Origin of the sequence: Kaistia hirudinis (assembly GCF_014196455.1) — a bacterium.
Taxonomy (GTDB): Bacteria; Pseudomonadota; Alphaproteobacteria; order Rhizobiales; family Kaistiaceae; genus Kaistia; species Kaistia hirudinis.
This window is the reverse complement of sequence record NZ_JACIDS010000002.1, coordinates 610,529-635,508: the sequence shown is the minus strand read 5'-3', so window position 1 is coordinate 635,508 and position 24,980 is coordinate 610,529. Positions and strand designations below refer to the sequence as shown.

Annotated in this window: 20 protein-coding genes and 1 riboswitch; of the genes, 12 read left to right on the top strand and 8 right to left on the bottom strand. The window is 67.8% G+C overall.

Translation table 11 applies throughout. From position 1 onward, the window contains the following. Window positions 1-257: 257 nt before the first annotated feature. Window positions 258-1,733 (bottom strand): pyruvate kinase, encoded by a 1,476-nt coding sequence (locus GGR25_RS08040; RefSeq protein ID WP_343067997.1) that lies wholly within the window; start codon window positions 1,731-1,733, stop codon window positions 258-260. 130 nt (window positions 1,734-1,863) lie between these two features. Here GGR25_RS08040 and mutY point away from each other — a divergent pair, with 130 nt between their 5' ends. After that, on the top strand, window positions 1,864-2,955 hold the full coding sequence (mutY, locus tag GGR25_RS08035; protein WP_183398226.1) for an A/G-specific adenine glycosylase: 1,092 nt from the start codon (window positions 1,864-1,866) through the stop codon (window positions 2,953-2,955). Window positions 2,956-3,003: 48 nt separating this feature from the next. Here mutY and GGR25_RS08030 read toward each other — a convergent pair whose 3' ends face one another. Beyond that, on the bottom strand, window positions 3,004-5,772 hold the full coding sequence (locus GGR25_RS08030) for a hypothetical protein (protein WP_183398225.1): 2,769 nt from the start codon (window positions 5,770-5,772) through the stop codon (window positions 3,004-3,006). Between the two features lie 288 nt (window positions 5,773-6,060). Here GGR25_RS08030 and GGR25_RS08025 point away from each other — a divergent pair, with 288 nt between their 5' ends. Together GGR25_RS08025 and GGR25_RS08020 are read left to right on the top strand one after the other, a co-directional pair. Beyond that, on the top strand, window positions 6,061-6,675 hold the full coding sequence (locus tag GGR25_RS08025; RefSeq protein WP_183398224.1) for an HAD family hydrolase: 615 nt from the start codon (window positions 6,061-6,063) through the stop codon (window positions 6,673-6,675). Between the two features lie 10 nt (window positions 6,676-6,685). Then, on the top strand, window positions 6,686-7,216 hold the full coding sequence (locus GGR25_RS08020) for a DUF1993 family protein (RefSeq protein WP_183398223.1): 531 nt from the start codon (window positions 6,686-6,688) through the stop codon (window positions 7,214-7,216). Between the two features lie 10 nt (window positions 7,217-7,226). Here GGR25_RS08020 and GGR25_RS08015 read toward each other — a convergent pair whose 3' ends face one another. Then, window positions 7,227-8,351: a site-specific DNA-methyltransferase gene (locus tag GGR25_RS08015; RefSeq protein ID WP_183398222.1), complete on the bottom strand. Its 1,125-nt coding sequence runs from the start codon at window positions 8,349-8,351 to the stop codon at window positions 7,227-7,229. Between the two features lie 183 nt (window positions 8,352-8,534). Between GGR25_RS08015 and GGR25_RS08010 the strand changes: the two genes are divergently transcribed. The 4 genes from GGR25_RS08010 to GGR25_RS07995 all read left to right on the top strand — a co-directional run bounded on the left by GGR25_RS08010 (window position 8,535) and on the right by GGR25_RS07995 (window position 11,786). After that, on the top strand, window positions 8,535-9,974 hold the full coding sequence (locus GGR25_RS08010; RefSeq protein ID WP_183398221.1) for a VWA domain-containing protein: 1,440 nt from the start codon (window positions 8,535-8,537) through the stop codon (window positions 9,972-9,974). Window positions 9,975-10,064: 90 nt separating this feature from the next. After that, the gene (locus tag GGR25_RS08005; RefSeq protein ID WP_183398220.1) at window positions 10,065-10,745 is read left to right on the top strand and encodes an HAD family hydrolase; all 681 of its coding nucleotides are present in this window, start codon (window positions 10,065-10,067) and stop codon (window positions 10,743-10,745) included. Window positions 10,746-10,779: 34 nt separating this feature from the next. Continuing rightward, entirely contained in the window at window positions 10,780-11,361 is a 582-nt protein-coding gene (locus GGR25_RS08000) for a biotin transporter BioY (RefSeq protein ID WP_183398219.1), read from the top strand. After that, on the top strand, window positions 11,358-11,786 hold the full coding sequence (locus GGR25_RS07995; RefSeq protein WP_183398218.1) for a DUF1284 domain-containing protein: 429 nt from the start codon (window positions 11,358-11,360) through the stop codon (window positions 11,784-11,786). The genes GGR25_RS08000 and GGR25_RS07995 overlap by 4 nt, the downstream gene beginning before the upstream one ends. A gap of 4 nt (window positions 11,787-11,790) precedes the next feature. Here GGR25_RS07995 and gcvPB read toward each other — a convergent pair whose 3' ends face one another. From gcvPB to GGR25_RS07970, 5 genes are all read right to left on the bottom strand, one after another. Further along, complete coding sequence (gene gcvPB, locus GGR25_RS07990; protein WP_183398217.1) at window positions 11,791-13,362, bottom strand: aminomethyl-transferring glycine dehydrogenase subunit GcvPB; 1,572 nt, start codon at window positions 13,360-13,362, stop codon at window positions 11,791-11,793. Next, the gene (gene gcvPA, locus GGR25_RS07985; protein ID WP_183398216.1) at window positions 13,359-14,702 is read right to left on the bottom strand and encodes an aminomethyl-transferring glycine dehydrogenase subunit GcvPA; all 1,344 of its coding nucleotides are present in this window, start codon (window positions 14,700-14,702) and stop codon (window positions 13,359-13,361) included. The genes gcvPB and gcvPA overlap by 4 nt, the downstream gene beginning before the upstream one ends. 163 nt (window positions 14,703-14,865) lie before the next feature. Then, window positions 14,866-15,237, bottom strand: coding sequence for a glycine cleavage system protein GcvH (gene gcvH, locus GGR25_RS07980; RefSeq protein WP_183398215.1), 372 nt, complete (start codon window positions 15,235-15,237; stop codon window positions 14,866-14,868). Between the two features lie 36 nt (window positions 15,238-15,273). Beyond that, entirely contained in the window at window positions 15,274-16,422 is a 1,149-nt protein-coding gene (gene gcvT / locus GGR25_RS07975; protein WP_183398214.1) for a glycine cleavage system aminomethyltransferase GcvT, read from the bottom strand. A 52-nt stretch (window positions 16,423-16,474) separates the two neighbouring features. Then, window positions 16,475-16,582: riboswitch (glycine riboswitch) on the bottom strand. Between the two features lie 194 nt (window positions 16,583-16,776). Beyond that, on the bottom strand, window positions 16,777-17,424 hold the full coding sequence (locus GGR25_RS07970) for a hypothetical protein (protein ID WP_183398213.1): 648 nt from the start codon (window positions 17,422-17,424) through the stop codon (window positions 16,777-16,779). A 183-nt stretch (window positions 17,425-17,607) separates the two neighbouring features. On the opposite strand from GGR25_RS07970, the gene thrC reads away from it, so the two are divergent. From thrC to ispH, 5 genes are all read left to right on the top strand, one after another. Further along, window positions 17,608-19,020, top strand: a complete 1,413-nt coding sequence (thrC, locus tag GGR25_RS07965) for a threonine synthase (protein ID WP_183398212.1) — start codon at window positions 17,608-17,610, stop codon at window positions 19,018-19,020. A 16-nt stretch (window positions 19,021-19,036) separates the two neighbouring features. Continuing rightward, window positions 19,037-20,311, top strand: a complete 1,275-nt coding sequence (locus GGR25_RS07960; RefSeq protein WP_183398211.1) for a M16 family metallopeptidase — start codon at window positions 19,037-19,039, stop codon at window positions 20,309-20,311. 25 nt (window positions 20,312-20,336) lie between these two features. Then, entirely contained in the window at window positions 20,337-20,924 is a 588-nt protein-coding gene (locus GGR25_RS07955; protein WP_183398210.1) for a GNAT family N-acetyltransferase, read from the top strand. A 99-nt stretch (window positions 20,925-21,023) separates the two neighbouring features. Next, window positions 21,024-23,930: an EAL domain-containing protein gene (locus GGR25_RS07950; protein ID WP_183398209.1), complete on the top strand. Its 2,907-nt coding sequence runs from the start codon at window positions 21,024-21,026 to the stop codon at window positions 23,928-23,930. A 75-nt stretch (window positions 23,931-24,005) separates the two neighbouring features. After that, entirely contained in the window at window positions 24,006-24,974 is a 969-nt protein-coding gene (ispH, locus tag GGR25_RS07945) for a 4-hydroxy-3-methylbut-2-enyl diphosphate reductase (RefSeq protein ID WP_210299884.1), read from the top strand. Window positions 24,975-24,980: the final 6 nt, after the last annotated feature.

Here is a 24,980-nt window from a genome sequence, read left to right as displayed (position 1 = left end):
TCAGTGCTCCAATCAAAAGAAGAACGACTCTGCGGACGCGGCGGTCGCCATGGCCCCCGCTACAGCCTTCTTTAGCACCTCGTTCATACGGCTCCGCGCCGGCGTCATTGCCGGGCTTGACCCGGCAATCCAGACTTGCGGCAGACAGCGGAGATAGGGCGGAGCAAAGGCTGGATGGCCGGGTCAAGCCCGGCAATGACAGAGCCCCTGACACCGGAGTGCCCGGCTAGATCGACAAGCACCCGCCTCCCAGAGCCCTACCAGCTCATCAGCTTCCTCAGCATCGGGGTCTTCTTGTACTGGTTCTCCTCCATGCGGGAGAGCAGCGTGTTGAGTTCGGTGATCGCGGCGAAGAGGTGCGGGCCCTTGTTGAGCATGACGCATTCGGCGCGGGCGGACATCGCCGCGTCCGTCATCTCGCCGCGGGAGGGATAGCCCTTCTTGATCAGGTGTTCGAGCACCTGCGTCGCCCAGATGACGGGGACCTGTGCCGCCTCGCCGATCCAGAGGATCTCTTCCTGGATCTCGGCGAGCCGAGCGAAGCCGATCTCGACCGCGAGATCGCCGCGCGCGATCATGATCGCCGTCGGCTGCCGACCCGCCGCGCGCGCGAGGATTTCAGGAAGGTTGGTGACGGCGCGCGTGGTCTCGATCTTGAGGATCAGCGAAAGCTTCTGCCAGTCGGGGCGGAGCTTCGCGAGTTCATCCTGCAGCATCGCGACATCGTCGGCCGACTGGACGAAGGAGAATTCGATGCCGTCGGCGTTGGCGGCGATGAAGGCGAGGTCCTCGATGTCCTTCTCGGTCAGGGCGGGGATGGAGAAATCCGTGTCGGGGAAATTGACGCCCTTCTCCTCTTTCAGCTTGTAGCCATCCTCGTCCGGCGAGGCCGTGACATGGACCGTGATGCCCCAATCGGCGACCGCCTCGACGACGGTGCCGAGCTTGCCGTCGTCGACGAAGACCCGCTCGCCCGGCTTCACGGCTGCGAGTGCCTGCGGCAACGTGCATTCGATGGCGAGGATGCCGGCCGGCGCATCGCCGAGCCGGCCGGGCGCCGCGATGGCGAGGCGCTCCTCCTGCAGGATGCGCTTGTGGCCGTCGAGCGGGCGGATCGCGCCGGTGCGGATCTTCGGGCCGGCGACGTCCATCAGGATCTTCATTGGCCGGCCGGTGGCCGCGCTCGCCGCATGGGCGTGGTCGATCATGCGCTGCCAGACTTCGGCATCGTCATGGGCGCAGTTGATGCGCACCGCCTCGACGCCGAGGCCGGCGAGCTTCAGCATGAAATCCGGCCCGTCGCCGGCCTCCGTCGGGCAGGTGACGAGGAGATGCACGCCGCGATCGGGCGAGGAGACGCCGAGGATTTCTTCCGTCCGCTCCGCCAGCCGCCGCTCGCCGCCGAAGAAATCGTCCTCGTTCGGCGCGGGTTCGAGATCGGTGTGCTCTCGGAGCGCCGCCAGCACGGCACCGACGGCCTCCAGCGTCGGCAGCACGCGGCTTTCGAGCCGACCGAGTGAGGAAAGGCCGTGCGCCATCAACCGGCGCTGCAGCGGGCGGACATCGCGCCTGCGCAGCGCCAGATATTCCGCCAGATTGGCCGCGCTGTCGCGGAAGGCCTCCCGTTCGATCCAGGGCGACCAGGCGGCCATGCGTTCGGCGCCTTCCGCGCGCACCGCCTCGGCGAGGGTGGAAACGTCCTGTTCGAGCTTCTTGAGCGAATGCGACGGCACGGCGGGCTCCTGTTCTGTCGGCGAGAACCTCCGACAGTTCGATTTCAGGAGCATGACCGCAGCGCCGGCGCATTGTCGCGGATCAAGCGGGGTGCTGGCGGCGCGGCCAAGGCCGGGCAAGAATGGCGGCATGATTCCACATGAGGCCACCCCACCGGCAGCCGCGCTCCTCGAATGGTATGACCGCCACGCCCGCCGCCTGCCCTGGCGGATCGGCCCGCGCGAGCGCGCGGCCGGCGTGGTGCCGGACCCCTATCGCGTCTGGCTCTCCGAGGTGATGCTGCAGCAGACCACCGTGACGGCGGTGAAGCCCTATTACGAGGGCTTTCTGGAGCGCTGGCCTTCGGTCGCCGACCTCGCCGCCGCGCCGGCCGAGGAGGTCATGAAGGCCTGGGCCGGGCTCGGCTATTATTCCCGCGCGCGGAACCTCAAGGCCTGCGCCGAGACCGTGGTCTCCGCACATGGCGGCCGCTTTCCGGCGGATGCGGCGGGGCTGCGCGCCCTGCCCGGTATCGGCGACTATACGGCGGCGGCGATCGCGGCGATCGCCTATGACGAGCCGGCGGCCGTCGTCGATGGCAATGTCGAGCGCGTGCTGGCGCGGATCTTCCGCGTCGAGACGCCGCTTCCGGCCGCGAAGAAGGAAATCCGCGCCCTGCAGGCGAAGCTGACGCCCACGGCGCGCGCCGGCGATTATGCGCAGGCGATGATGGATCTCGGCGCGACGATCTGCACGCCGAAGAAACCCGCCTGCGTGCTTTGTCCGTGGCAGGAATGGTGCGCGGCCTCGAAGGCGGGCGTCGCGGAAAGCTATCCGCGAAAGGCCGGGAAGGCGGATCGCCCGGAGCGACAGGGCGCCGCCTATGTCGCGGTGCGGACCGATGGTGCGGTGCTGCTGCGCCGCCGGCCTGACAAGGGCCTTCTCGGCGGCATGACCGAGGTGCCGGGCAGCGTATGGGTCGATGGCTTTCGGGCGGACCCGCGCCATGGCGATGCGCCGCTCAAGGCCGACTGGCAGGCGGCGAACGCGAACGTCGTGCATGTGTTCACGCATTTCCGTCTGACGCTCAGCATCTATCGCGCCACCTTCGACAGGAACGTCGCCGCGCCGGAAGGCCATTGGTGGTCGCCGCAGGCGGAGGTTGCCGGCGAGGCGTTGCCGAGCGTGATGAAAAAGGCGATCGAAGCGGCACTGCCCGGAGCGACGCGCAAAAGAAAATGACGGCCGGAGGTCCGGCCGTCATCTCTCATGCGTCGTTCGAGCCGACGGCTATTGCGGCGCCTCCGTCTGCGGCAGGACCTTCATGATCTGCGGCGAGATCATCTTGATGGTCGGCTGGCGCAGGACCGGCGGCGGGTTGTCGTCGGGCTGCGGGTCAGGCTGAGGCACCGGCTGCCGGGGCTCCACCTGCTTGGGCGGCTCCACCGGCACGATCCGGATCGGCACGCAGCGTCCGTCCTTCAGCACCGAGCCCTTCTTGCAGAGGATGCCGGGATTGATCAGCGGCATGCAGTTGCCGTTGATCAGCCGCTCGCCCGGCTGGCACTTGGGCGGCACCGGACGGACCGGCACGCACTGGCCGCCCTTCAGCACCGAACCCGGCGCACAGTCGATCATGATCGGCGGGCGGCAGACGCCCTTGATGTTGACCTCGCCCTGTGGGCAGACGCAGCGGCCCTTGCGGTCACGCACCTTGCCGTCAGCGCAAGGCTGGACGACCGGGGGCGGCACGCAGCGACCCTTGCGCTGGATCGTGTCCGGCGGGCAGACGCAACGACCGTTCTGGTCGCGAACCTTGCCTTCCGGGCAAGGCTGGACAACCGGCGGCGGCACGCAGCGGCCCTTGCGCTCCAGCATGTTCGGCGGGCAGACGCAGCGGCCGTTCCGATCGCGAACCTTGCCTTCCGGACAAGGCTGGACAACCGGCGGCGGCACGCAGCGACCCTTGCGCTCGAGCATGTTCGGCGGGCAGACGCAGCGACCGTTCTGGTCGGGCATCTTGCCTTCCGGACAAGGCCGCGGCGGGGGAACGCACTGCCCTCCCTTGCGGACGAGATCAGGCGGGCACACGCAGCGGCCGTTCCGATCCTGCACGAAGGGACGCTTGCATTGCGGCGGCAGGCACTGGCCGGCGCGGTCGCGGAGCCATCCCTGCGGACAGGGCGGCGGCAGGCAGCGGCCGTCGCGGGTCTGGACCAGACCAGGCGGGCAGACGGGCGGCGGCACGCATTTGCCGCGCAGATAGATCTCGTTCGGCGGGCAGCCGCAATAGCCGCTCGGCATGCGCACGAGATCGCCGGGGCAGACCCAGGGCACGCAGCGTCCATTCAGGAACGTCTCCCAGCGCTCGCAGAGCTGCGGCGGGGGTACGCAGGCGCCGTTGACACGGACCGTGCCCTGCGGGCAGCCGATGACGACGCAATAGCCGTCGCGGAAGCGTGTTCCGGGCGGGCAGCGCGGCGGCAGCAGGCAGGTGCCTCCGACGAGGAAGGTGCCGACCGGGCAGTTCACGATCACCGGCGGAGGCGGCGGCATCACTTCGGCGCGGACGGCGCCGGAGCAGAACGGAACGGCGAGCGAGCCCATATGGCCGGAAGCCTCTCCGTCGCCGGGCAGATCGTCATAATCGACGAAGAAACTCGCCAATGGCGGCGCGTTGGCGGGCATGACGAGCGAGGGATCATTGCCCTGCAGTCCGTCGATAGGATCGATCGAAGGCTCCTCGCCCAGCAGCCTCTCGCCGGTCGACCAGACCGTGGCCCGGCAGGCATCGGTGCGGATACGCCCTTCGGCGTCATAGCCGCGCCCGAGCACCACGCCGCCATTCGCGTTCTTGAAGTCCGGCGCGAGACCGATCGCATATTGCTCGGGATCGGGGAGCCAGAAGCCGGGCGCCTCGTCCGGTGCCGGTTTCGGCTGGAAGCGCAGCACACGGCTGTCACCACCGGCCGCAACCGCGCGGAAGTCATAGGCTCCGCTCGGCTGCGCGCGTTCTGCCGCATAGAGCCGGCCCTCGCCGTCAAAGGCGATCTGGGAGACCTCCATGCCGGGCGCGAGCGCGGGAACGGCGACCTCGAAGCGCGCATCGGCGGCGAAGGCGCCATCCGGTGCGATGCCGACCGACCAGATCTCCGGTCCGGCCGCGACGGAATAGAAGAGACGGTCGTCCCGCACCGCGAGCGCGAAGACCAGCCGCTCGGGATCGGCAAAACCCCAGCTCGCCGGCTGTTCCGTGTCGAAATCGGGGCTCGCGATGTCGATCGAAACCGGCGTCAGCGGCGCATCGGGAAGTCCGGCCGCGGGCCGGGCCTCGACGCCGTGGTCGAAATTGCCGAGATCGCGGCCGTCGAGGCCGAGCCGGTGGATGAGGCCGGTCGACCGGTCGGCGACGAAGAGCTGTCGGCTCTTCGGATCGAAGGCGAGCGCACCGAGCGCCGCCGGCGTGCCGGAGCCGATGGTCGCGAAGAGGTTGACGGCGCCGGTGCGTCCGTCGACCCGCCAGACCGAGCCCGGGCCACCGCCCGCGCTCGGCGGACCGAACATGCCCGGCAGGAAGCTCGCGCCGGGCGCCCCCTGGTGCAAGCGCTGGATGCCGCCGGCCGGATCGGCGACGCCGATCGAGAGGCCATAGGCGGCCGTCGCGGCCAGATAGATGTTGGGCGCCTCGGCATCGTCGAGTGCGACGCCGAACACCTGTCCGACTTCGGCCGCCGTGACCGTAAACGGCTTCGAGACGCGCGAGAGCGTGCCCGGCGCACCCAGCCACGCAACGTCGATGACCCTCGCCGAAGGGCCGTTCGGCTGGAAGAATTTGTAATCGAGCGGGTCGGCGCCTGCCGGCGCCGGACCGTCGCCGAGGCCGGAGAGGCCGGTCGCGACGATATCCTCGGGACCGACGATCGCCTGCTGGGCTAGCGCGGGCGTGACCAGCAGCGCCGCCCCGCCCAGCGCGATCCCCAGCAGGGCGCTCCGCCAGCGCCCCCATGGCCCCGATGATGGTTCTTGCGGCCGCCAGGCCGCCCTCAGTGCCTTTGGCATCCTTCAATCCTCCACATCGGCGCCTGTCGTCTCAGCCCATCCAGCACCGGGCCGCATGTCTCGGCGAGCGCGAGGCCGTACAGCGGCCTTGCTGGACCGGGCCCTTGTCCCGATCGGAGCGGAGTGTCGGATTCGCGGCGGCGGCCCGCAGTAATGCGGGTCACATCGATGTTCAGCTTGGGTTCACAAATGCGTCCGACACGGGTGATACCGAGCGCGGGAGGCTTGTCCCCCGGCGCGAATGCCGCCAGAACCATGCCTCTGCTCGAACGCTCCGGAAGGCCTCCCATGACCGAGATCCGCCACATCGTCTTCGACATCGGCAACGTCCTGATCCGCTGGGATCCGGAGATCGTCTATGGGCGCATCATTCCTGACGCGGCGGCGCGCCAGCGCTTCTTCGACGATGTCGACATCCACGCCTGGAACCTCGAGCAGGATCGCGGACGGTCCTGGGAAGATGCCGAAGCCCACGTGATCGCGGAATTTCCGCATTACGAGGACAATATCCGCGCCTGGCGCCGCCATTGGCACGAGATGGTGCCCGGTCCGATCGACGAGACGGTGACGATCCTCGAGCAACTGATCGAGACGGGCCACGACGTCACGGCGCTGACCAATTTTGCCGGCGATACCTTTGCCGAGGCGCAGGCGCGCTTTCCCTATCTGCAGCGTTTCCGCGGCATCACGGTGTCCGCCGAGGTCAAGCTGATCAAGCCGGACATCGCGATCTACGAGCATCACGTGGCGAGCCACGGCCTCGATCCGGCCGCGACGCTCTTCTTCGACGACATGCCGGCCAATATCGAGGCGGCACGGGCGGCGGGGTGGAATGCCGAGCGCTTCGTCGATCCGGCGACCATGCGCGCCGATCTCGCCCGCTGGGGCATCGTGCTCGGCTAAGGAGGGCAGCATGACCGGCCTGCATGCCGTCTCCGTGCCCGTGCTGCTGCGCTATCTCGGGCAGCTCGATCGCATGCTGGTGCGCCTCGCCGCCTTTGCCGCGGCGGAGCAGCAGAGCGAAGAGGCGCTGCTGTCGGCGTCGCTGACCGGGGGCATGTTCGATCTCAAACATCAGGTGCTGATCGCGAGCGGTTTCGCCATCCGTGCCCTCCTGCCGGTCGCGCCGTCTCTGGAGCCGCTCCTGGCCGAGAAGGCCGTGACGCTCGAGGAACTCCGCGCCGTGATCGCGCGGCGAAGCGCGGCGCTCGCCGCGCTCGATCCAGCGATGATCGACGCCATGGCGGGAAGCCCGGCCCGCGAGCGTGCCGGCGAGGCGATGGTCGAGACCGACGCGCTCTCCTTCGTCACGCTCTATGCACTGCCGAACTTCTTCTTCCACCTCGTGACCGCCTACGCGATCCTGAGGCAGATCGGCGTTCCGCTGGGCAAGGCGGATTTCGACGGCTTCCACGCCTATCCGCCCGGCTTCAGCTTCGTCTGAACAGCCCCTCTCAGGCGCCGGCCGCCGCCATCTCGTCGCGGACGATCTTGCGCAGATCGTCGATGAGCGTCAGCTGGCCGCGGTCGTGGACATGCCAGAAGGTCCAGCCATTGCAGGCGTCGAAGCCCTGCACCAGCGCGCCGACACGGTGAATGGAGCCGACGCGTTCGCCCGATTCGAGCGATCCGTCGGCGCGCACCCGCGCCTGATGGCGGCCGCGCGCATCGGTGAGGATCGCGCCGGGCGTGACCAGCCCGCGCTCCAAGAGCGCGCCGAAGGGAACGCGCGGTTCGGAACGCTTGCCCTTCAGGAGCTCCAGCGTCGCGGCCGGCGCCGTCTCGACCGCCGCAATCCGCGCGGTGGCGGCATCGATATAGCCCTGCTCGCGCTCGACGCCGACATAATGGCGGCCGAGGCGCTTGGCGACCGCACCGGTGGTTCCCGAGCCGAAGAAGGGATCGAGCACGACGTCGCCGGTCTTGGACGAGGCCAGCAGGACGCGGGCGAGCAGCGCCTCCGGCTTCTGCGTCGGATGGATCTTGTGGCCCGCATCGTCCTTGAGACGCTCCGAACCCGTGCAGATCGGGATCAGCCAGTCCGAACGCATCTGCACATCGTCATTGAAGGCCTTCATGGCCTCGTAGTTGAAGGTGTAGCGCGAGTTCGGGTTGCGCGAGGCCCAGATCATCGTCTCGTGCGCATTGGTGAAGCGCTTGCCGCGGAAATTCGGCATGGGGTTGGTCTTGCGCCAGACGACGTCGTTCAGGATCCAGAAGCCGAGATCCTGCAGCATCGTGCCGACGCGGAAGATGTTGTGATAGGAGCCGATCACCCAGATGCTGGCGTCGGGCTTCATCACGCGGCGCACGGCGAGCAGCCAGGCCCGCGTGAAGGCGTCATAGGCCTCGAACGAGGCGAACTTGTCCCACTCGTCGTCGACCGCGTCGACCACAGACTGGTCCGGCCGCGTCAGCCCACTCTCAAGCTGGAGATTATAGGGCGGATCGCCAAATACCACATCGATGGAGGCGCTGGGCAGTTGCTCCAGCGCGGCCACGCAATCGCCCTTGATGATCGTATCGGCGAAGGCCGGCCGCTCTGCCACCCCGACCGTTTTCCGCTGCACCGCCCGCATTCCCGACTCCCACGCAACGCCACCGTGCCGACATGGTTAGCGAACAGGGTGAAGGCCGCGTTAGGAATCATGGTTAATCAATTCTTGCCGTGGGTCGTGGCATTGCGGCCATCGTCTCGCCGCGCGACTTGGTCTATGTTTCACGCCGTTTCGGCCCCCGGCGGGCCATCAATCGAGGCCACGATGTTCATTCGCCTTCTCGCCCTCGCCGGCGTGCTGTTCGCGAGCGCCGCGCTCGCCCTCCCCGCCTCCGCCGACGACGTCATGCTCGTCGTGGATTCGTCCGCCTCCATGGGCGGCAAGCTCGGACGTGACCGCAAGATCGACGTCGTCGCCGATTCGATCCTGACCGCCGTCGCCGATTTTCCGACCGAGGCACGGATCGGACTGCTCGCCTTTGGCGGTAAAACGAAGACCAGCTGCTCGGATGCGCAGGTGCTGGTGCGCCCGCAGGAGAACGGCAACGACCTCGTCGCAGCCGCGGCGGCCGGCCTGCAGCCGCGCGGCAAGGCGCCGCTCGCCGTCGCGATCGATCGCGCGGCGCATGCGCTCAATTATGAGCGCCAGCGCGCGACGCTGGTCGTGTTCGTCGACAAGATCGAGGCCTGCGACGCCGATCCCTGCGTGCTGGCCGAATCGCTGAAGGCCAAGGCCAAGGACCTGACGATCGAAGTCATCGGGCTCGGCCTTGAGGAAGCCGATATTCCGCGCGCCTCCTGCATCGCCGAGAAGACGGGCGGGAAATTCCTCAACGCCATGGACGGAACGGATCTCGGCGGCGGTCTCGCCGCCGCGCTGGCGAGCGCCAAGGCGCCGCCGCCCGACCTGCCCGCCGCGTCCCTCGACGCGCCGGCCAGCATGGAGCAGTCGGAAGCGTTCAAGGTCGGCTATAGCGGCCCGAACGCGAAGGACGACCGGATCCAGATCGCCTGGCCCGGCCTGCCGCCCGGATCCGAGATCCGCAGCGTGCTCGTCGCCAAGGATGGCAAGGACCGCATGCTGAAGGCGCCCGCAGAAGCCGGCACCTACGAGATTCGCTATTACCACCCCGAACTGAACGCCATTCTCGCGAGCCGGATGATCGAGGTGAAGGTCAAGCCGATCGCCATTTCGGCGCCGGACCATGTCGCCGCCGGCGCGCCCTTCGTCGTGAAATGGACCGGTCCCGCGGCCCAGTTCGACGAGATCCGCTTGACGCCTGCGGGCGGCGGTGCGGCGATCGCATCGGGGCGCGTCAGCAAGACCGGCCGCCCGGTTGCCTTCGACGCGCCGCTGTCGGCCGGGACCTACGAGGTCAGCTACCACATCGCGGCCGAGGACGGCACCGGAGCCAGCGCCACGCTCATAGTCGATCCGCCGGCCGCCACGCTGAAGGCGCCGGAGACGGCCGATGCCGGCAGCCGCATCACCGTCACCTGGACGGGACCGGGTGCGCGCTTCGACGACATCGTCATCGCGACGCCCGGATCGCCGCCCGGCGACCACCGCGCTCTGGCGCGCGTGCGGCCGGATTATCCCGAGGTTCGGATCAAGGCGCCGGCGGAGCCCGGGCGCTATGAACTGCGCTATCTGGCCGGCGATGGACGCGCCGTCTTCGCGACCGCGCCGTTGACCATCCGCTGAGCGACGGGCAGACCCGCAAACTCGTTCCAAGACAGGGCCGGCGCTATCTGGTAGACAGCGCCGTCAAAACCCCACCCGAATGGACATTCGATGCTCGTTATCTTCGACTGCGACGGCGTTTTGGTCGATTCAGAGATCCTGGCCTCCCGCGTCGACAGCGAACGCCTCAAGACCATCGGCTACGACATTTCGGTCGACGAGATGTCGCACCGCTTTGCCGGCCTGACCTGGGACCGCATCTCGAAGCTGATCGAAGCCGATCTCGGCCGCCCCCTGCCCGAGGATTTCCATTCCGAGACCGACGCCGAGCTCGACCGCCGCCTGGCGACCGAACTGGAGCCGATTGCCGGCGTCCACGAGATGCTGGACCGGCTCGAATATCAGCGCTGCATCTGCTCGAACTCCTCCCCCGAGCGGCTCAAGATCTCGCTGACCCGCACCAAGCTCTATGACCGCTTCCGGCCCTATATCTTCTCGGCCGTCGCAGTCCGCGACAAGCGCCCGAAGCCGGCGCCCGACGTCTTCCTGCACGGCGCGGCGGAGTTCGGCGTCGAGCCGCGCGACGCGATCGTGATCGAGGATTCGACGCATGGCATCCACGCCGCCAAGGCCGCCGGCATGCGCGTCATCGGCTTCATCGGCGGCACGCATTCCTGGCCGGGCCATGCCGATGCGCTGACGGCTGCCGGCGCGGAGACGGTGGTGCGGCGCATGGCCGACCTGCCGGCGACGATCGACGCGATCGCCAGCTGGGCCGGCCTCGACGTCTGACCCTTTCCTTCGACCCTCCAGAACGGGCTATTTCATGACCGATCGCATCGCGACCTCCGCCCCCTTCGTGCCGCTCCGACTCGACGGCCGCCCGCTGGCGCACAAGGCCGCTCTCGTCTTCATCGGTACGCTCTTCCTCGCCGCCTCGTCCTATATCGAGGTGCCGCTGGTGCCAGTTCCCGTGAACATGCAGACCTACGCCGTGCTCATCGTCGGCGCGCTCGCCGGATGGCGTCTCGGCGCGATCACCGTCATCGCCTGGCTGGCGGAGGCCTTTGTCGGCTTCCCGGTTCTTTCGGGCGGCGCCGGCGGCGCGGTGCATTTCGTCGGCCCGACGGCGGGCTACATGTTTGGCTTCCCGCTGGTCGCCGCCTTTGCAGGCTGGCTCGCCGAGCAGGGCTGGACGCGGAAGATCGTTCCGGCCTTCTTCGGCCTGCTGCTGGCGCAGGCGATCTGCTTCGTGCCCGGCGCACTGTGGCTCGCGACCTTCACCGGTCTTGAGAAGGCGATCGCGCTCGGCGTGACGCCGTTCATCGTCGGCGCGGTGCTGAAGGCGGCGCTCGCCGTCTGCACGCTCGTCGTGGCGAAGCGCGCGATCACCAAGCGCGCCGCGTGACGATCAGGCTGCGTCCGCATCATCTGCTCTGCATGCTCACCTATGTGGGCAAGGGCTATACGGACGCCTTCTGCACCAATTTCGATGCCATTACGTCCCGGCTCGGGGACGGCGAGGAGATCCTCGTCGTCGCCGGGCCGGATGATGTCTGCGCCCCCGTCGAAACGCTCGAAGGCCATCATTGCCATGAGGCGAGCATCGTCGCGCGCGACGCGGAGGCCGCGGCTTCCGTCGCTGATCTGCTCGGCATTCGCGCCAGCGAAGGCGCGCGGCTGACCCTGGACGCCGCGCGGCTGGCGGCGCTGCGCACGGCCTTTCAGGCGCGAACGATCCGCACCGCCTGCGCGGATTGCGAATGGTCGGCGCTCTGCGACGGGATCGCGGATGCCGGCTATCCCGGCATCCGCCTCACCGCCAGCGTCTGAACCCCTACTCGGCCGCCTCGGACCAGGGCTCGGGCTTTTCCCATTTGAGCTTGGGCTGCCGCGCGGCGCGCGTCTCGTCGAGACGGCGGCGGGGTGCGAAGCGCGGCGCCTCGAGGAACCGCGCCGTATCGCCCGCCTTCGCCTTCAAGACGAGATCGCGCAGCGTCGCGACGAAGAGGTCGAGCGAGGCCTTCGATTCCGATTCCGTCGGCTCGATCAGCATGGCGCCGTGCACGACGAGCGGGAAATACATCGTCATCGGATGATAGCCCTCGTCGATCATCGCCTTGGCGAAATCGAGCGTAGTGATGCCCGTCCCGTCGAGGAAATGATCGTCGAACAGCACCTCATGCATGCAGGTGCGGTCGCCCGAGGGCTGGCTCATGAGATCGCGCAGGCCGACGCGGACATAGTTCGCGTTGAGGACGGCATCCTCGGACGCCTGCCGCAGTCCGTCGCCGCCATGCGAGAGCATGTAGGAGAGCGCGCGGACGAACATGCCCATCTGGCCGTGGAAAGCGACCATGCGGCCGAACGGCGTCTCGCCCCCTTCCAGCGCGACCTCGTTCTCGACCAGAACGGGGCCGTCAGCCGTAACGCGCACGAAGGGCAGCGGCGCGAAGGCGGCGAGGCGCTCGGAGAACACCACCGGCCCGGCGCCCGGCCCGCCCCCGCCATGCGGCGTCGAGAAGGTCTTGTGCAGGTTGATGTGCATGGCGTCGACGCCGAGCTCGCCGACCTTGGCCTTGCCGACGATCGCGTTGAAATTGGCGCCGTCGCAATAGAAATAGGCGCCGGCCTCGTGCACCGCCGCCGCGATCTCGACCACGTCGCGCTCGAACAGGCCGCATGTGTTCGGATTGGTCAGCATGATCGCCGCGACCTGCGGCGACAGCAGCGCCTTCACCGCCTCGGGATCGACCGTGCCGTCGGCGCGCGCCGGCACCGTGACGACCTTGAAGCCGATCAGCGCGGCAGTCGCCGGATTGGTGCCATGCGCCGATTCCGGCACCAGCACGATATTGCGCGGCTCGCCCTTGGCCTCGATCGCGGCCTTGATCGCCATCATGCCGCAGAGCTCGCCATGAGCGCCGGCCTTCGGCGAGAGCGCGACTGACGTCATGCCGGTCATCTCGAGCAGCCAGCGGCCGAGCTCGGCCATCAGGTCGACCGCGCCCGCCACCGTCGAGAGCGGTTGCAGCGGATGCACATCGGCAAAGCCCGGCAGCCGCGCCATCTTCTCGTTGAGGCGCGGGTTGTGCTTCATCGTGCAGGAGCCGAGCGGATAGAGGCCGCTGTCGATCGAATAGTTCTTCTGGGAAAGCCGCACATAATGGCGCACCGCCTCGGGCTCGGAGAGACCGGGCAGATCGATCGGCGTCTTGCGCGCCAGCTTGCCGAGGCGGGGCGTGAACGTTTCGGGCTCGTCGAGATCGACGCCGGTCACGTCGTACCGGCCGATCTCGAACAGCAGCGCCTCCTCAATCTGGAGGGCGCGATTGCCGGTGAACGTATCAGTCGCGGTCACAGCAGCCTCGCCGGGAGCGGTCGGACGGCCTTGCGTGTTCATGGTCATGCCAGCACCTCCTGCAGCGCGGCGGCGAAGGCCGTGCGATCCTCGACAGTGTTCACTTCGGTCGACGCGACCACGAGAAGGTTCCCGAGGTCCGGCCGGCCCGGTTCGAGGCGCGAGACCGGTACGCCGGCGAGAATGCCGCGCGCGGCGAGCGCTTCGACCACCCCCGCAGCGTCCTTCGGCAGGCGCAGCGTGAATTCGTTGAAGAACGAGTCGTTCAGGAGGGTTACGCCCGGCGCCTCGACCAGCATCTCAGCGAGTTCCACCGCATTGGCGTGGTTGATGCGCGCGAGGCGGCCGAGCCCCTTCTCGCCGAGCAGCGTCATGTGGATCGTGAAGGCGAGCGCGCACAGGCCCGAATTGGTGCAGATGTTCGAGGTCGCCTTGTCGCGGCGGATGTGCTGCTCGCGGGTCGAGAGCGTCAGCACGAAGCCGCGCCGGCCCTCGGCGTCCACCGTCTCGCCGCAGAGGCGACCGGGCATCTGGCGCACGAATTTCTGCCGCGTCGCGAACAGGCCGACATAGGGCCCGCCGAAGGTCAGCGGATTGCCGATCGACTGGCCCTCGCCGACGACGATGTCGGCGCCCTGGGCGCCCGGAGGCTCGATCAGGCCGAGCGACATGACTTCCGTGAACACCGCGACGAGCAGCGCGCCGTTGGCATGCGCCTTCTCGGCGATCGGCGCTAGGTCGATCAGATGGCCGTAGAAGGAGGGCGACTGCACGACGACGCAGGAGGTCTCGCCGTCGATCGCAGCCAGGATATCCTCGGTGCCGGCTGGATCGGGCGCCAGCGCGACGACGCTATCGCCCGCCATGGCCGAGGTCGTCTCGACGACGGCGCGATAATGCGGATGCAGCCCGCCGGCCAGCACCGCCTTCTTCCGCTTGGTGACGCGGTGCGCCATCAGCACGGCCTCGGCGGTCGCGGTCGAGCCGTCATACATCGAGGCGTTCGCCACCTCCATGCCGGTCAGGTTCGCGACCTGGGTCTGGAACTCGAACAGGACCTGCAGCGTGCCCTGCGTGATCTCGGGCTGGTAGGGCGTATAGGAGGTCAGGAACTCCGAGCGCTGGATCAGATGGTCGACGCTCGCCGGCACATGGTGCTTGTAGGCCCCTGCCCCGACGAAGAACGGCACGGTGGAGGCCGGAACATTCTTCGCGGCCAGCCGGCCGAGCGTGCGCTCGACGGACATTTCCCCCGCCGCCCTCGGCAGGTCGAGCCCCTTGACGCGCAGGCGCTTCGGGATGTCGGCGAAGAGATCATCGATCGAGGGGACGCCGATCCTGGCGAGCATGGCGCTGCGATCGGTGCCGGAAAGGGGAAGATAGCGCATGGCTCGGATTTTCCTTCCTTCACCTCTCCCATGGGGAGAGGTCGACGGCGCAGCCGGCGGGTGAGGGGTTAGGGAATTCTCCGGATGAGGCCGTAACCCCTCACCCGGACCTGCGGTCCGACCTCTCCCTTTGGGAGAGGTGAAAGCGATGGAACCGTCGACCTTAGAGCGTCTCCACGAAGGCCTTGTAGGCTTCTTCGTCCAGGAGTTCGGCCAACTCGTCCGAAGCGGTGAGCTTCAGCTTCACGAACCAGCCCTCGGCCTCCGGGCTTTCATTGATCTTGCCGGGCTCGTCGGTCAGCGCGACGTTCACCGCCTCGACCGTTCCCGAGACGGGCGCGAACACCTCGCTCGCCGCCTTGACGGATTCGACGACGGCCGCCTCGTCGCCCTTGGCGAGCGCCTTGCCGATTTCCGGCAGCTCGACATAGACGACGTCGCCGAGCTGCGACTGCGCATAATCGGTGATGCCGACGGTGGCGACGTCGCCGTCGATGCGGATCCACTCGTGGTCCTTGGTGAAATAGGTCGTCATGAAGGTTTCCCTGCTGGCGGTTTTCCAGGTGGCGGATCAGGCGGAAGGCTTGCGGTAGTAGCGGTGCGGCACGAAGGGCAGCGGCGCGACGCTGGCCGGCAGATCCTTGCCGCGGACGGAGAGAAGCAGCGGCGTGCCGGGTGCGGCGCAATCGGCGGCGACATAGCCCATGGCGATCGGCCCGCCGACGCTGGGGCCGAAGCCGCCCGACGTCACGATGCCGACCAGCGTGCCCGACGCATCGCGGATCTCGGTGCCGTCACGAGCCGGCGCGCGGCCCTCTGGCCGGATGCCGACCCGCAGGCGCGGCGCGCCGGACGCAAGCTCGCCCAGGATGCGGTCCGCACCCGGAAAGCCGCCCTCGATGCGCCGCCGCTTGGGGATGGCGAAGCCGAGATCGGCTTCCGCCGGCGATGTCGCCTCGTCGATGTCATGGCCGTAGAGGCAGAGGCCCGCTTCGAGACGCAGCGAATCGCGTGCGCCGAGGCCGATCGGCTCGACCTCCGCGTCGGCGAGCAGCGCGCGCGCCACCCGCTCGGCGGCATCGCCCGGCACGGAAATCTCGTAGCCGTCCTCGCCGGTATAGCCGGAGCGGCTGACGATGGCCTCGACGCCGTCCACCTCGGTGCGGATCGAGGTCATGAAGCCCATGGCCGCCGCGGCCGGACAATGGCGCGCGAACACCGCCGCGGCCTTCGGTCCCTGCAAGGCGAGCAGCGCGCGATCCTCGGCCACCTGCAGCCCGACATCGGCGGGCAGGCGCGCCGCCAGATGCGCGTAGTCGATGACCTTGCGCCCCGCATTGACGATGAGGCCGAGCACTCCGTCCTCCGCCGGATCGAGCGGCCGCGTGACCATCAGATCATCGATAATGCCGCCGCGATCGGTGGTGAGGAGCGTGTAGCGGACGCGCCCGGGCGCCAGGGCCGCGAATTCGCCGGGCGTGAGCGCCTCCAGCGCCCGCGCCGTCGTCGCGTGGTCGGGGCCGACCAGGAAGGCCTGGCCCATATGCGAGACGTCGAACAGGCCCGCGCTCTCGCGCGTCCAGTTATGCTCGGCGATGATGCCCTTGGGATATTGGACGGGCATGGAATAGCCGGCAAACGGCACCATGCGTGCGCCCAGCTCGCGATGCAGCGACGCGAGCGGCGTTTCGAGCAGTTCGGTATCGGAGATTTCGGTCATAAGAGGTCCCGGAAGCCAGAGTCAGCACGACGCGGCCCGAATCCGGACCCACCGCGCCCCCTCTGTCCGAGAACCTGAGAGATTTCCCGAGCCCTTGCAGGCGCGGTTGCTCCTTCGGTGAGCCCTTCACGAGGAAGGGCTGCTTTCCAGAGCGTCGCCGACCGTCCGGTCCTTCGGCCTGAGAGTTTCCGGGGCGGTTGCTCCTTCGGCGCCGACCAGCTTCCGCTGGCCGGTCTCTCCCGGCGGTCGTTCAGCCTCCCGCTTGCGCGGTCAGCCAGCCGGACTACGACGCGAATCCGGCCTGAAAATCACTCTAGGGTGTCGCGCGGCCGAGTCAATCGCTGCGCTGCACGATCACCTCTTCTTCGACTTCATGGAGCCTTCGTCGAACCCGACGAAGATCCGGTAGTCGGTGTTGCCCGGCGCGATCGGCAGCACGATCGTGTCGTCGATCTTGGTGAAGTCCGCCGCGTAATTGGGCTCCTGCAGCGAGACGGAGACCTTGTAGAGCGTCGAGGTCACGACCTCCTCGGTGCCCTTCATCACGACGATGCGCAGGGGCAGCGTGATCGTGCCGGCCTTGGCGCCGGCCCCGCCGACGACGCGACCCTTCACGCCGAGCTTCACATTCACGCCGCTCGCGAGCTTGGTGCATTCGCGCGCCGTGTTGGTGATGGAGGCCTGGTACTGGATCGTCGGCTTCTGGCCGAGTTCGGGATTGATCTTCTCGCCCGGAACGACCTGCGTGATCGACTCGGTGCCCGGCCGGATCGTGACAGGCGGACAGTCGTTGACGTCGAACCCGAACGTCTCGGCGCTGACGACGATCGCGTTCTGCTGCGCCGCATTGGGCGCGCCGAACACCGCGTTCGTGACCGCATTGCCCGACGAGCCGGAGCTCTGGCCGGTGCTGTTGCAGCCCGCGAGGACTGCGGCGGAAAGGAGAAGGACGCCCAGTGGCAGGCCCTTGCGCATGACGCTGCGGCCAGACGGAACAAGCATTCGATAACCCTCGACGCTGAAGCGCGATCTCTATAACAGTCCCAGCGATATTTGGCGACTTGAAGGCCGAGCCGCGTGCGCAAGGCTCCACAAGTGCGCCGGCTTGCCGCGTCGGCGGCGCGAGGATAGGGTAACGGCAAGGCAATCCGCCCCGGCGGGTCGCCACGAGGAGGCGTCAGTTCCGTGAAATATGTGAGCACCCGGGGCCAGGCACCCGCGCTCGGCTTCTGCGATGTACTCCTCGCCGGACTAGCCCGCGACGGTGGTCTCTATGTGCCCGAGTCATGGCCGCAATTCTCGGCCGAGGACTTCGCGGACCTCGCCGGCCTTTCCTATGACGAAGCCGCCTACCGCCTGATCCTCCCCTTCGTCGGCGGCGAAATTGCTGCGTCGGACCTTCGGGCCATGTGCGCCGAGGCCTATGCCACCTTCCGGCATGAGGCCGTCGCGCCGCTCGTCCAGATCGGCCCGAACGGCTTCGTTCTCGAACTCTTCCATGGCCCGACGCTCGCCTTCAAGGACGTCGCCATGCAGTTGCTGGCGCGGCTGATGGATCACGTGCTGGCGGCACGCGGCCGCCGGGCGACCATTGTCGGCGCGACCTCGGGCGATACCGGCGGCGCCGCGATCGAGGCGTTCCGCGGCCGGGCCGCGACCGACATCTTCATCCTCTTCCCCAAGGGCCGCGTCTCGCCGGTGCAGCAGCGCCAGATGACGACGGTCGCCGATCCCAACGTCCATGCGATCGCCGTCGAGGGCACGTTCGACGACTGCCAGGCGATCGTGAAGGCGCTGTTCAACGACCATTCCTTCCGCGATCGCGTGGCGCTGTCCGGCATCAATTCGATCAATTGGGGCCGTATCGTCGCGCAACTGGTCTATTACGTCACCGCGGCGCTCAGCCTCGGCGCGCCGGCGCGCAAGGTGTCCTTCACCGTCCCGACGGGCAATTTCGGCGATGTCTTCGCCGGCTATGTCGCCAAGCGCATCGGATTGCCGATCGAGCGGCTGGTGATCGCCACCAACACGAATGACATCCTGGTGCGGACGCTCGAAAGCGGCCGCTACGAGACGAGCGGCGTGGTGCCGACCGCCTCGCCGTCGATGGATATCCAGGTTTCGTCGAATTTCGAGCGGCTGCTGTTCGAAGCCGTCGGGCGCGACGGCACGCTCGTGCGCAATCTCATGGCCAGCCTCGCCCAGTCCGGCGGCTTCACCCTGCCCGAAGCCGCGCTGGAGCGGATCCGCACCGAGTTTTCGGCCGGACGGGCCAGCGAGGACGAGACGGCTGCGATCATGCGCGCCACGCTGGAGCGCTCGGGCTATCTCGCCGATCCGCACACCGCCGTCGGCCTTTCCGTCGCGTCCGCTGCCGCGCCTTCGCGCGCGCCGATGGTCATGCTCTCGACCGCGCATCCGGCCAAGTTCCCGGATGCCGTCGAGGCGGCCACCGGCATCCGTCCGGCCCTGCCCGCCTCGGCCGGCGATCTCATGCAGCGGGCGGAGCGCTTCACCGTTCTGGCGAACGACGCCGCCGCGATTGCCGCCTTTGTCGAGGCCCGCTCGCGGGCCGTCGAGGAGAAAATCTACTCATGATCATGGTTCGCCGCTCATGACGGTGCGCGTCACGAAGCTCTCGTCGGGCCTCACGGTCGCAACGCACGCGATGGACCATCTGGAAAGCGCCGCGCTCGGCGTCTGGGTCGGCGCGGGATCGCGGCTCGAGGGCCCGGCCGAGCACGGCATTTCACATCTGCTCGAGCATATGGCCTTCAAGGGCACGTCCCGCCGCTCGGCAACCGACATCGCCGAGGAGATCGAGGCGGTCGGCGGCGAGGTCAACGCGGCGACCAGCGTCGAAACCACCTCCTATTATGCCCGCATCCTGAAGGACGACGCCGAACTCGCCGTCGACATCCTGTCCGATATTCTCTGCCATTCCGCCTTCGACGCGGCGGAACTCGCCCGCGAGCAGCATGTCATCGTGCAGGAGATCGGCGCCTCGCTCGATACGCCCGAGGATCGGGTGTTCGACTTCTTCATCGAGGGCGCCTTCCCAGAGCAGCCGCTCGGTCGCACCATTCTCGGCACCGAGGAGACCGTGCGGCGCACGCGGCCCGACGATCTCTTCTCCTATCTCGACCGGCACTATCACGGGCCGTCCATGGTTCTGTCCGCGGCGGGCGCCGTCGATCACGACCGGATCGTCGCCGCGGCGGAAGCGCAGTTCGCCAGCCTGCCGTCGAGCGCGGTGCCGACACCGCCGATCGCCCGCTATCGCGGCGGCGACGTGCGCGAGAGCCGCCCGCTGATGGAGGCGCAGGTGCTGCTCGGCTTCGAGGGCCTGCCTTACGCATCCGACGATTTCCATGCCGTGCAGATCCTCGCCGCGCTGCTCGGCGGCGGCATGTCCTCGCGCCTGTTTCAGGAAGTCCGCGAGAAGCGGGGCCTCTGCTATTCGATCTATTCGTTCCACTGGAGCTTCGCCGATACCGGCCTCTTCGGCATCCATGCGGCCACCGGGGCGGAGGATATCCCCGAGCTGATGCCGGTGCTGCTGGGCGAGCTCGAACGCGCCGCCTCCGATATCAGCGAGGCCGAACTGTCGCGGGCCCGGGCGCAGCTGCGCGCCAGCCTGCTGATGAGCCTCGAAAGCCCGGCGGCCCGCGCCGGCCAGCTTGCGCGGCAGATGCTGCTTTTCGGCCGGCCGATCACGACGGAAGAGCTGGTGGCGCGCATCGATGCCGTCTCCGTCGAGCGCGTACGGCGTCTTGCCGAGCGGATCTTCACCAGCGGCAGCCCGACCATGGCGGCGATCGGCCCGATCGACAAGCTCATCGAACGGGACCGGATCGCAGAGCGCCTCGGATCGCGCGTCGAGGCATAGGAACAGGCAGGAGACGGCGGACGCGATGGAGTTCCTGCGATCGGTCGTCCCCTTCCAGCCGGCACCGATGATCGCCACCGAGCGCGTGATCCTGCGTGCGCCCGGCATGGCGGATTATCAGGCCTGGTCGGATTTGCGCGGCCGCAGCCGCTCCTTTCTGGCGCAATGGGAGCCGACCTGGCCGATCGATGATCTGACGCGCCCGGCCTTCCGCCGGCGCCTGCGCCGCTATCAGCGCGAGATCAACGAGGCGACGGGCTATCCCTTTCTCGTCTTCCGCACCGAGGATCTCGCCCTCGTCGGCGGGCTGACGCTGTCGCATATCGTGCGCGGCGTGACGCAGTCCTGCTCGCTCGGCTACTGGATGGGCGAGCCCTATGCCAGCCGCGGCCTCATGACGGCGGCGGTCAAGGCGGTGATTCCGTTCGTGTTCGACACGCTCCGCCTGCACCGGCTGGAGGCGGCGTGCCTCCCCCACAATGCGGCGTCGATCCGCCTTCTCGAAAAAGCCGGATTTACCCGCGAAGGCTATGCCCGCCGGTACCTCTGCATCGATGGAAAATGGCAGGATCACTTGCTTTTCGCCATCGTATCCGACGATCCACGCCCTTGACGCGCGGACAGGCGGAGTGGCGTCCGCCGGCGTTCACGTTTTCTATCCAATTGAAAATTCCTTGGACTGCCATGCCGTGGAATAGTACTTGTCGGCGGCGTGCAGGAGGTTTGTTGTTTGTCGCTTAACCGCATTGTCGCCGCGATCGGCATCGTGCTGTTCGCGCTTGTCGGAAACGTGTCCCGGGTCGAGGCTCTCGACGCCGTCACGGTTCCGCTTGACGGCAAGACGCTCGACCTCACGGAAGCCATCGATTTTGCCTCGCGCGACCCATCCGACCGCGTGCAGGTCTCGACGGCGCCGGGCGCCGACGGGATCGTGCGCCGCATCGAGGTGCGCTCGAACCAGGCCGGCGGCACCTCCTACTGGGCCTATTTCGCGCTTTCCAACAATGGCGACGAGCAGATCGACCGCCTGCTGGTGGCGCCGCATTTCCGCCTCGCCAATTCCGGCCTGCTGATCCCCGATCTCGGCGCCTCGCGCATCGCCTCGGTGACGCCGAGCCAGGGCTTTCCGCCCGAACGCCAGCCGAGCCAGGAAGCGGACGTCTTCCGCATCACGCTCGATCCGGGCGCGAACGTGACCTTCGTGGCGGAGCTTCGCACGCCGAACCTGCCGCAGCTCTATCTGTGGGATCCGGACGCCTACAAGGACTCGATCAACTCCTTCACGCTCTACCACGGCATCGTGCTGGGCATTTCAGGCCTGCTGGCGCTGTTCCTCACCATCGTCTTCGTGGTGAAGGGCACGGCGATGTTCCCGGCGACAGCCGCGCTCGCCTGGTCGGTTCTGATCTATCTCTGCATCGATTTCGGCTTCTGGAACAAGGTGATCCAGATCGCGCCGGGCGACGACAAGATGTGGCGCGCCTTCGCGGAGGTGTTCCTGTCCGCGGCGCTGCTGATTTTCACCTACACCTATCTGAACCTCAATCGATGGCATGTGCGCTACAGCCACGCCACGATCGCCTGGCTCGTTGGCCTGCTGATCCTGATCGTGGTCGCGGTGTTCGAGCCCGGCATCGCCGCCGGCGTCTCGCGTCTCTCCTTCGGCCTCACGGTGTTCCTCGGCTTCGTCGTCATCGTCTACATGTCGCTGCGTCACTACGACCGCGCCATCATGCTGATCCCGACCTGGGTGCTGCTGATGGTGTGGATCGCGGGCGCCTATCTGACCGTGACCGGCGTCCTCGCCAATGACGTGATCCAGCCGGCGCTGAATGGCGGCCTCGTGCTGATCGTGCTGCTGATCGGCTTCACGGTGATGCAGCACGCGTTTGCCGGCGGACAGATCGCGCAGGGCACGATCGGCGAGACCGAGCGGCGCGCTCTGGCGCTGGTCGGCGCCGGCGACATCGTCTGGGACTGGGACGTCGCGCGCGACCGCATCTTCACCGGCACCGATGCAGAGGAACTGCTCGGCCTCAAGCAAGGCACGCTCGAAGGCCCTGCCCGCGACTGGCTCGAAGTGCTGCACCCGGCCGACCGCGACCGTTTCAAGTCGACGCTCGACGCCGTGGTCGAGCAGCGGCGCGGACGCATCAGCCAGGATTTCCGCCTGCGCTCCGAGGACGGCCATTACCGCTGGTTCCACCTTCGCGCCCGCCCGGTGATCGGCTCCGATGGCGAGGTTCTGCGCTGCGTCGGAACGATCAGCGACGTTACCGACGAGCGCACCGCCGAGGAACGGCTGCTGCACGACGCCGTCTTCGACAATCTGACGGGCCTGCCCAATCGCCAGCTCTTCATAGACCGCGTTGCCGGCGCGATCATTCGCAGCCAGGCCGAAGGCGCCGTCCGCCCGGCGATCTTCATGCTCGATATCGACCGCTTCAAGCAGGTCAATGACAGCTTCGGCCTATCGGTCGGCGACTCGATCCTCCTGACCATCGCCCGCCGATTGGCGCGCCTGCTCAAGCCGCAGGATTCGCTGGCCCGCATTTCCGGCGACCAGTTCGCCTTCCTGCTGATCTCGGAGAGCGAGCCGGAGCGGATCGCCGCCTTTGCCGATTCGGTGCGGCGGACGCTGCGCGCGCCGATCTCCTTCGGCGATCGCGAGATCTTCCTGACGGCCTCCATCGGCATCGCGATGCATGACGCCCGCCAGGGCGACGCGCAGGACTTCGTCAAGGACGCCGAGATGGGCATGTTCTATGCGAAGCGCCTCGGCGGCGACCGCATCGAGGCCTTCCGTCCGGCACTGCGCGAACAGGGCTCGGACACGCTGACGCTGGAGGCGGATCTGCGCCGCGCCATCGGCCGCGAGGAGATCAAGGTTCTCTACCAGCCGGTCGTCCGGCTCGAGGACCGCACCATCGCCGGCTTCGAGGTTCAAGCGCGCTGGGACCACCCCAAGCACGGGCGCATCCCGCCAGCCGACTTCATGTCGCTCGCCGAGCGCAACGGCCTCATCATCCCGCTTGGCCTGTTCGTGCTCGATCGCGCGGCGCGCCAGTTGTCGGACTGGCAGGAACAGCTCGGGCGTGACGTGCCGCTCTTCGTCTCCGTCCCGATCGCCAGCCGCCAGTTGCTGCGCCACGACCTGATCAACGACGTCAAATCGGTTCTCTCCCGCTCCGCCGTGCAGCGCGGCTCGCTGAAGCTCGAATTCCCCGAGAGCCTGGTGATGGAGAACCCGGAATATGCGGCGCAGGTGCTGGCCCGCGTGCGCGAACTCGGCGCTGGCCTCGCGCTCGACGATTTCGGCACCGGCTATTCCTCGCTCTCCTATCTCCAGCGCTTCCCCTTCGACACGCTGAAGATCGACCAGAGCTTCGTGCGCGGACCGACGGCCAAGCATCGCCGCGTGGTGCTGCGCGCCATCATCGGCCTTGCGCATGAGCTGCACATGGACGTGGTGTCGGAAGGCGCCGAGACCGAGGACGACGCGCTCGACCTCTATGATCTCGGTTGCGAATATGCCGCCGGCCTCTTGTTCGGCCAGCCCATGTCGGCGCAGGACGCGGGCAAGCTGCTCTTCCGCGAGGAAGAGGCGATGATCGCCTGAGCATGGCCCCGCGCCATGCTTGACAGCGGCGGTCGCCATCCTTCTATTCCGATCGTCAGCCGCGACGGACCCATGATGACCGCTGCCGAAAAGCCCCCGCTCGATTTGAAGCTCTCCGCGCCGCGCGGTTTCTGCGCCGGCGTCGACCGGGCGATCCAGATCGTCGAGCTCGCGCTGAAGAAATTCGGCGCGCCGGTCTATGTCCGGCACGAGATCGTGCACAACCGCTATGTCGTCGACGGGCTGCGCGCCAAGGGCGCCGTCTTCGTCGAGGAGCTGGACGAGATCCCCGACGACGGCCAGCCTGTCGTCTTCTCCGCGCATGGCGTGCCCAAATCGGTGCCGGACAGCGCCCGGGCGCGGCAGATGTTCTTCCTGGACGCGACCTGCCCGCTCGTCTCCAAGGTGCACAAGGAAGCGCAGATCCATTTCAAGCGCGATCGCGAGATCGTGCTGATCGGCCATGCCGGCCATCCCGAAGTGATCGGCACGATGGGCCAGTTGCCCGAAGGCGCGGTCAGCCTGATCGAGACGGTCGAGGATGCCGCGCGCTTCACGCCCCGCGACCCGGCGAACCTTGCCTATATCACCCAGACCACCCTGTCGGTCGACGACACCGCGGCGATCGTTCGCGTGCTGCTGGAGCGCTTCCCCGCGATCACGGCACCGCACAAGGAAGATATCTGCTACGCGACGACCAATCGCCAGGAGGCCGTGAAGCGGATCGCCGGCCTCGTCGACGCGATGATCGTGGTCGGCGCGCCGAACTCGTCCAATTCGCAGCGCCTGCGCGAGGTCGCCGAGCGCGAGGGCTGCCCCGTCTCCATCCTCATCCAGCGGGCGGCCGACATCGACTGGTCGCGCCTCGACGGCATCCGAAGCGTCGGCGTCACCGCCGGGGCATCCGCGCCGGAGATCCTGGTCGAGGAGGTCATCGACGCCTTCGCCAGCCGTTTCGACGTCCGCGTCGAGCTGGTGCAGACCGCCGAGGAGACGATCGCCTTCAACCTGCCGCGCGAGCTTCGTCTCTCGGCCGCCGAATAACGGGAA

Coding starts and splice junctions, on each gene's coding strand:
- GGR25_RS08030 (WP_183398225.1), bottom strand. CDS start 5,772: ATGCCAAAGGCACTGAGGGCGGCCTGGCGGCCGCAAGAACCATCATCG.
- mutY (WP_183398226.1), top strand. CDS start 1,864: ATGATTCCACATGAGGCCACCCCACCGGCAGCCGCGCTCCTCGAATGG.
- gcvH (WP_183398215.1), bottom strand. CDS start 15,237: ATGACGACCTATTTCACCAAGGACCACGAGTGGATCCGCATCGACGGC.
- GGR25_RS08025 (WP_183398224.1), top strand. CDS start 6,061: ATGACCGAGATCCGCCACATCGTCTTCGACATCGGCAACGTCCTGATC.
- GGR25_RS08010 (WP_183398221.1), top strand. CDS start 8,535: ATGTTCATTCGCCTTCTCGCCCTCGCCGGCGTGCTGTTCGCGAGCGCC.
- ispH (WP_210299884.1), top strand. CDS start 24,006: ATGACCGCTGCCGAAAAGCCCCCGCTCGATTTGAAGCTCTCCGCGCCG.
- GGR25_RS07960 (WP_183398211.1), top strand. CDS start 19,037: ATGACGGTGCGCGTCACGAAGCTCTCGTCGGGCCTCACGGTCGCAACG.
- gcvT (WP_183398214.1), bottom strand. CDS start 16,422: ATGACCGAAATCTCCGATACCGAACTGCTCGAAACGCCGCTCGCGTCG.
- GGR25_RS08005 (WP_183398220.1), top strand. CDS start 10,065: ATGCTCGTTATCTTCGACTGCGACGGCGTTTTGGTCGATTCAGAGATC.
- GGR25_RS08020 (WP_183398223.1), top strand. CDS start 6,686: ATGACCGGCCTGCATGCCGTCTCCGTGCCCGTGCTGCTGCGCTATCTC.
- GGR25_RS08015 (WP_183398222.1), bottom strand. CDS start 8,351: ATGCGGGCGGTGCAGCGGAAAACGGTCGGGGTGGCAGAGCGGCCGGCC.
- GGR25_RS07970 (WP_183398213.1), bottom strand. CDS start 17,424: ATGCTTGTTCCGTCTGGCCGCAGCGTCATGCGCAAGGGCCTGCCACTG.
- gcvPB (WP_183398217.1), bottom strand. CDS start 13,362: ATGACCATGAACACGCAAGGCCGTCCGACCGCTCCCGGCGAGGCTGCT.
- gcvPA (WP_183398216.1), bottom strand. CDS start 14,702: ATGCGCTATCTTCCCCTTTCCGGCACCGATCGCAGCGCCATGCTCGCC.
- GGR25_RS08000 (WP_183398219.1), top strand. CDS start 10,780: ATGACCGATCGCATCGCGACCTCCGCCCCCTTCGTGCCGCTCCGACTC.
- GGR25_RS07955 (WP_183398210.1), top strand. CDS start 20,337: ATGGAGTTCCTGCGATCGGTCGTCCCCTTCCAGCCGGCACCGATGATC.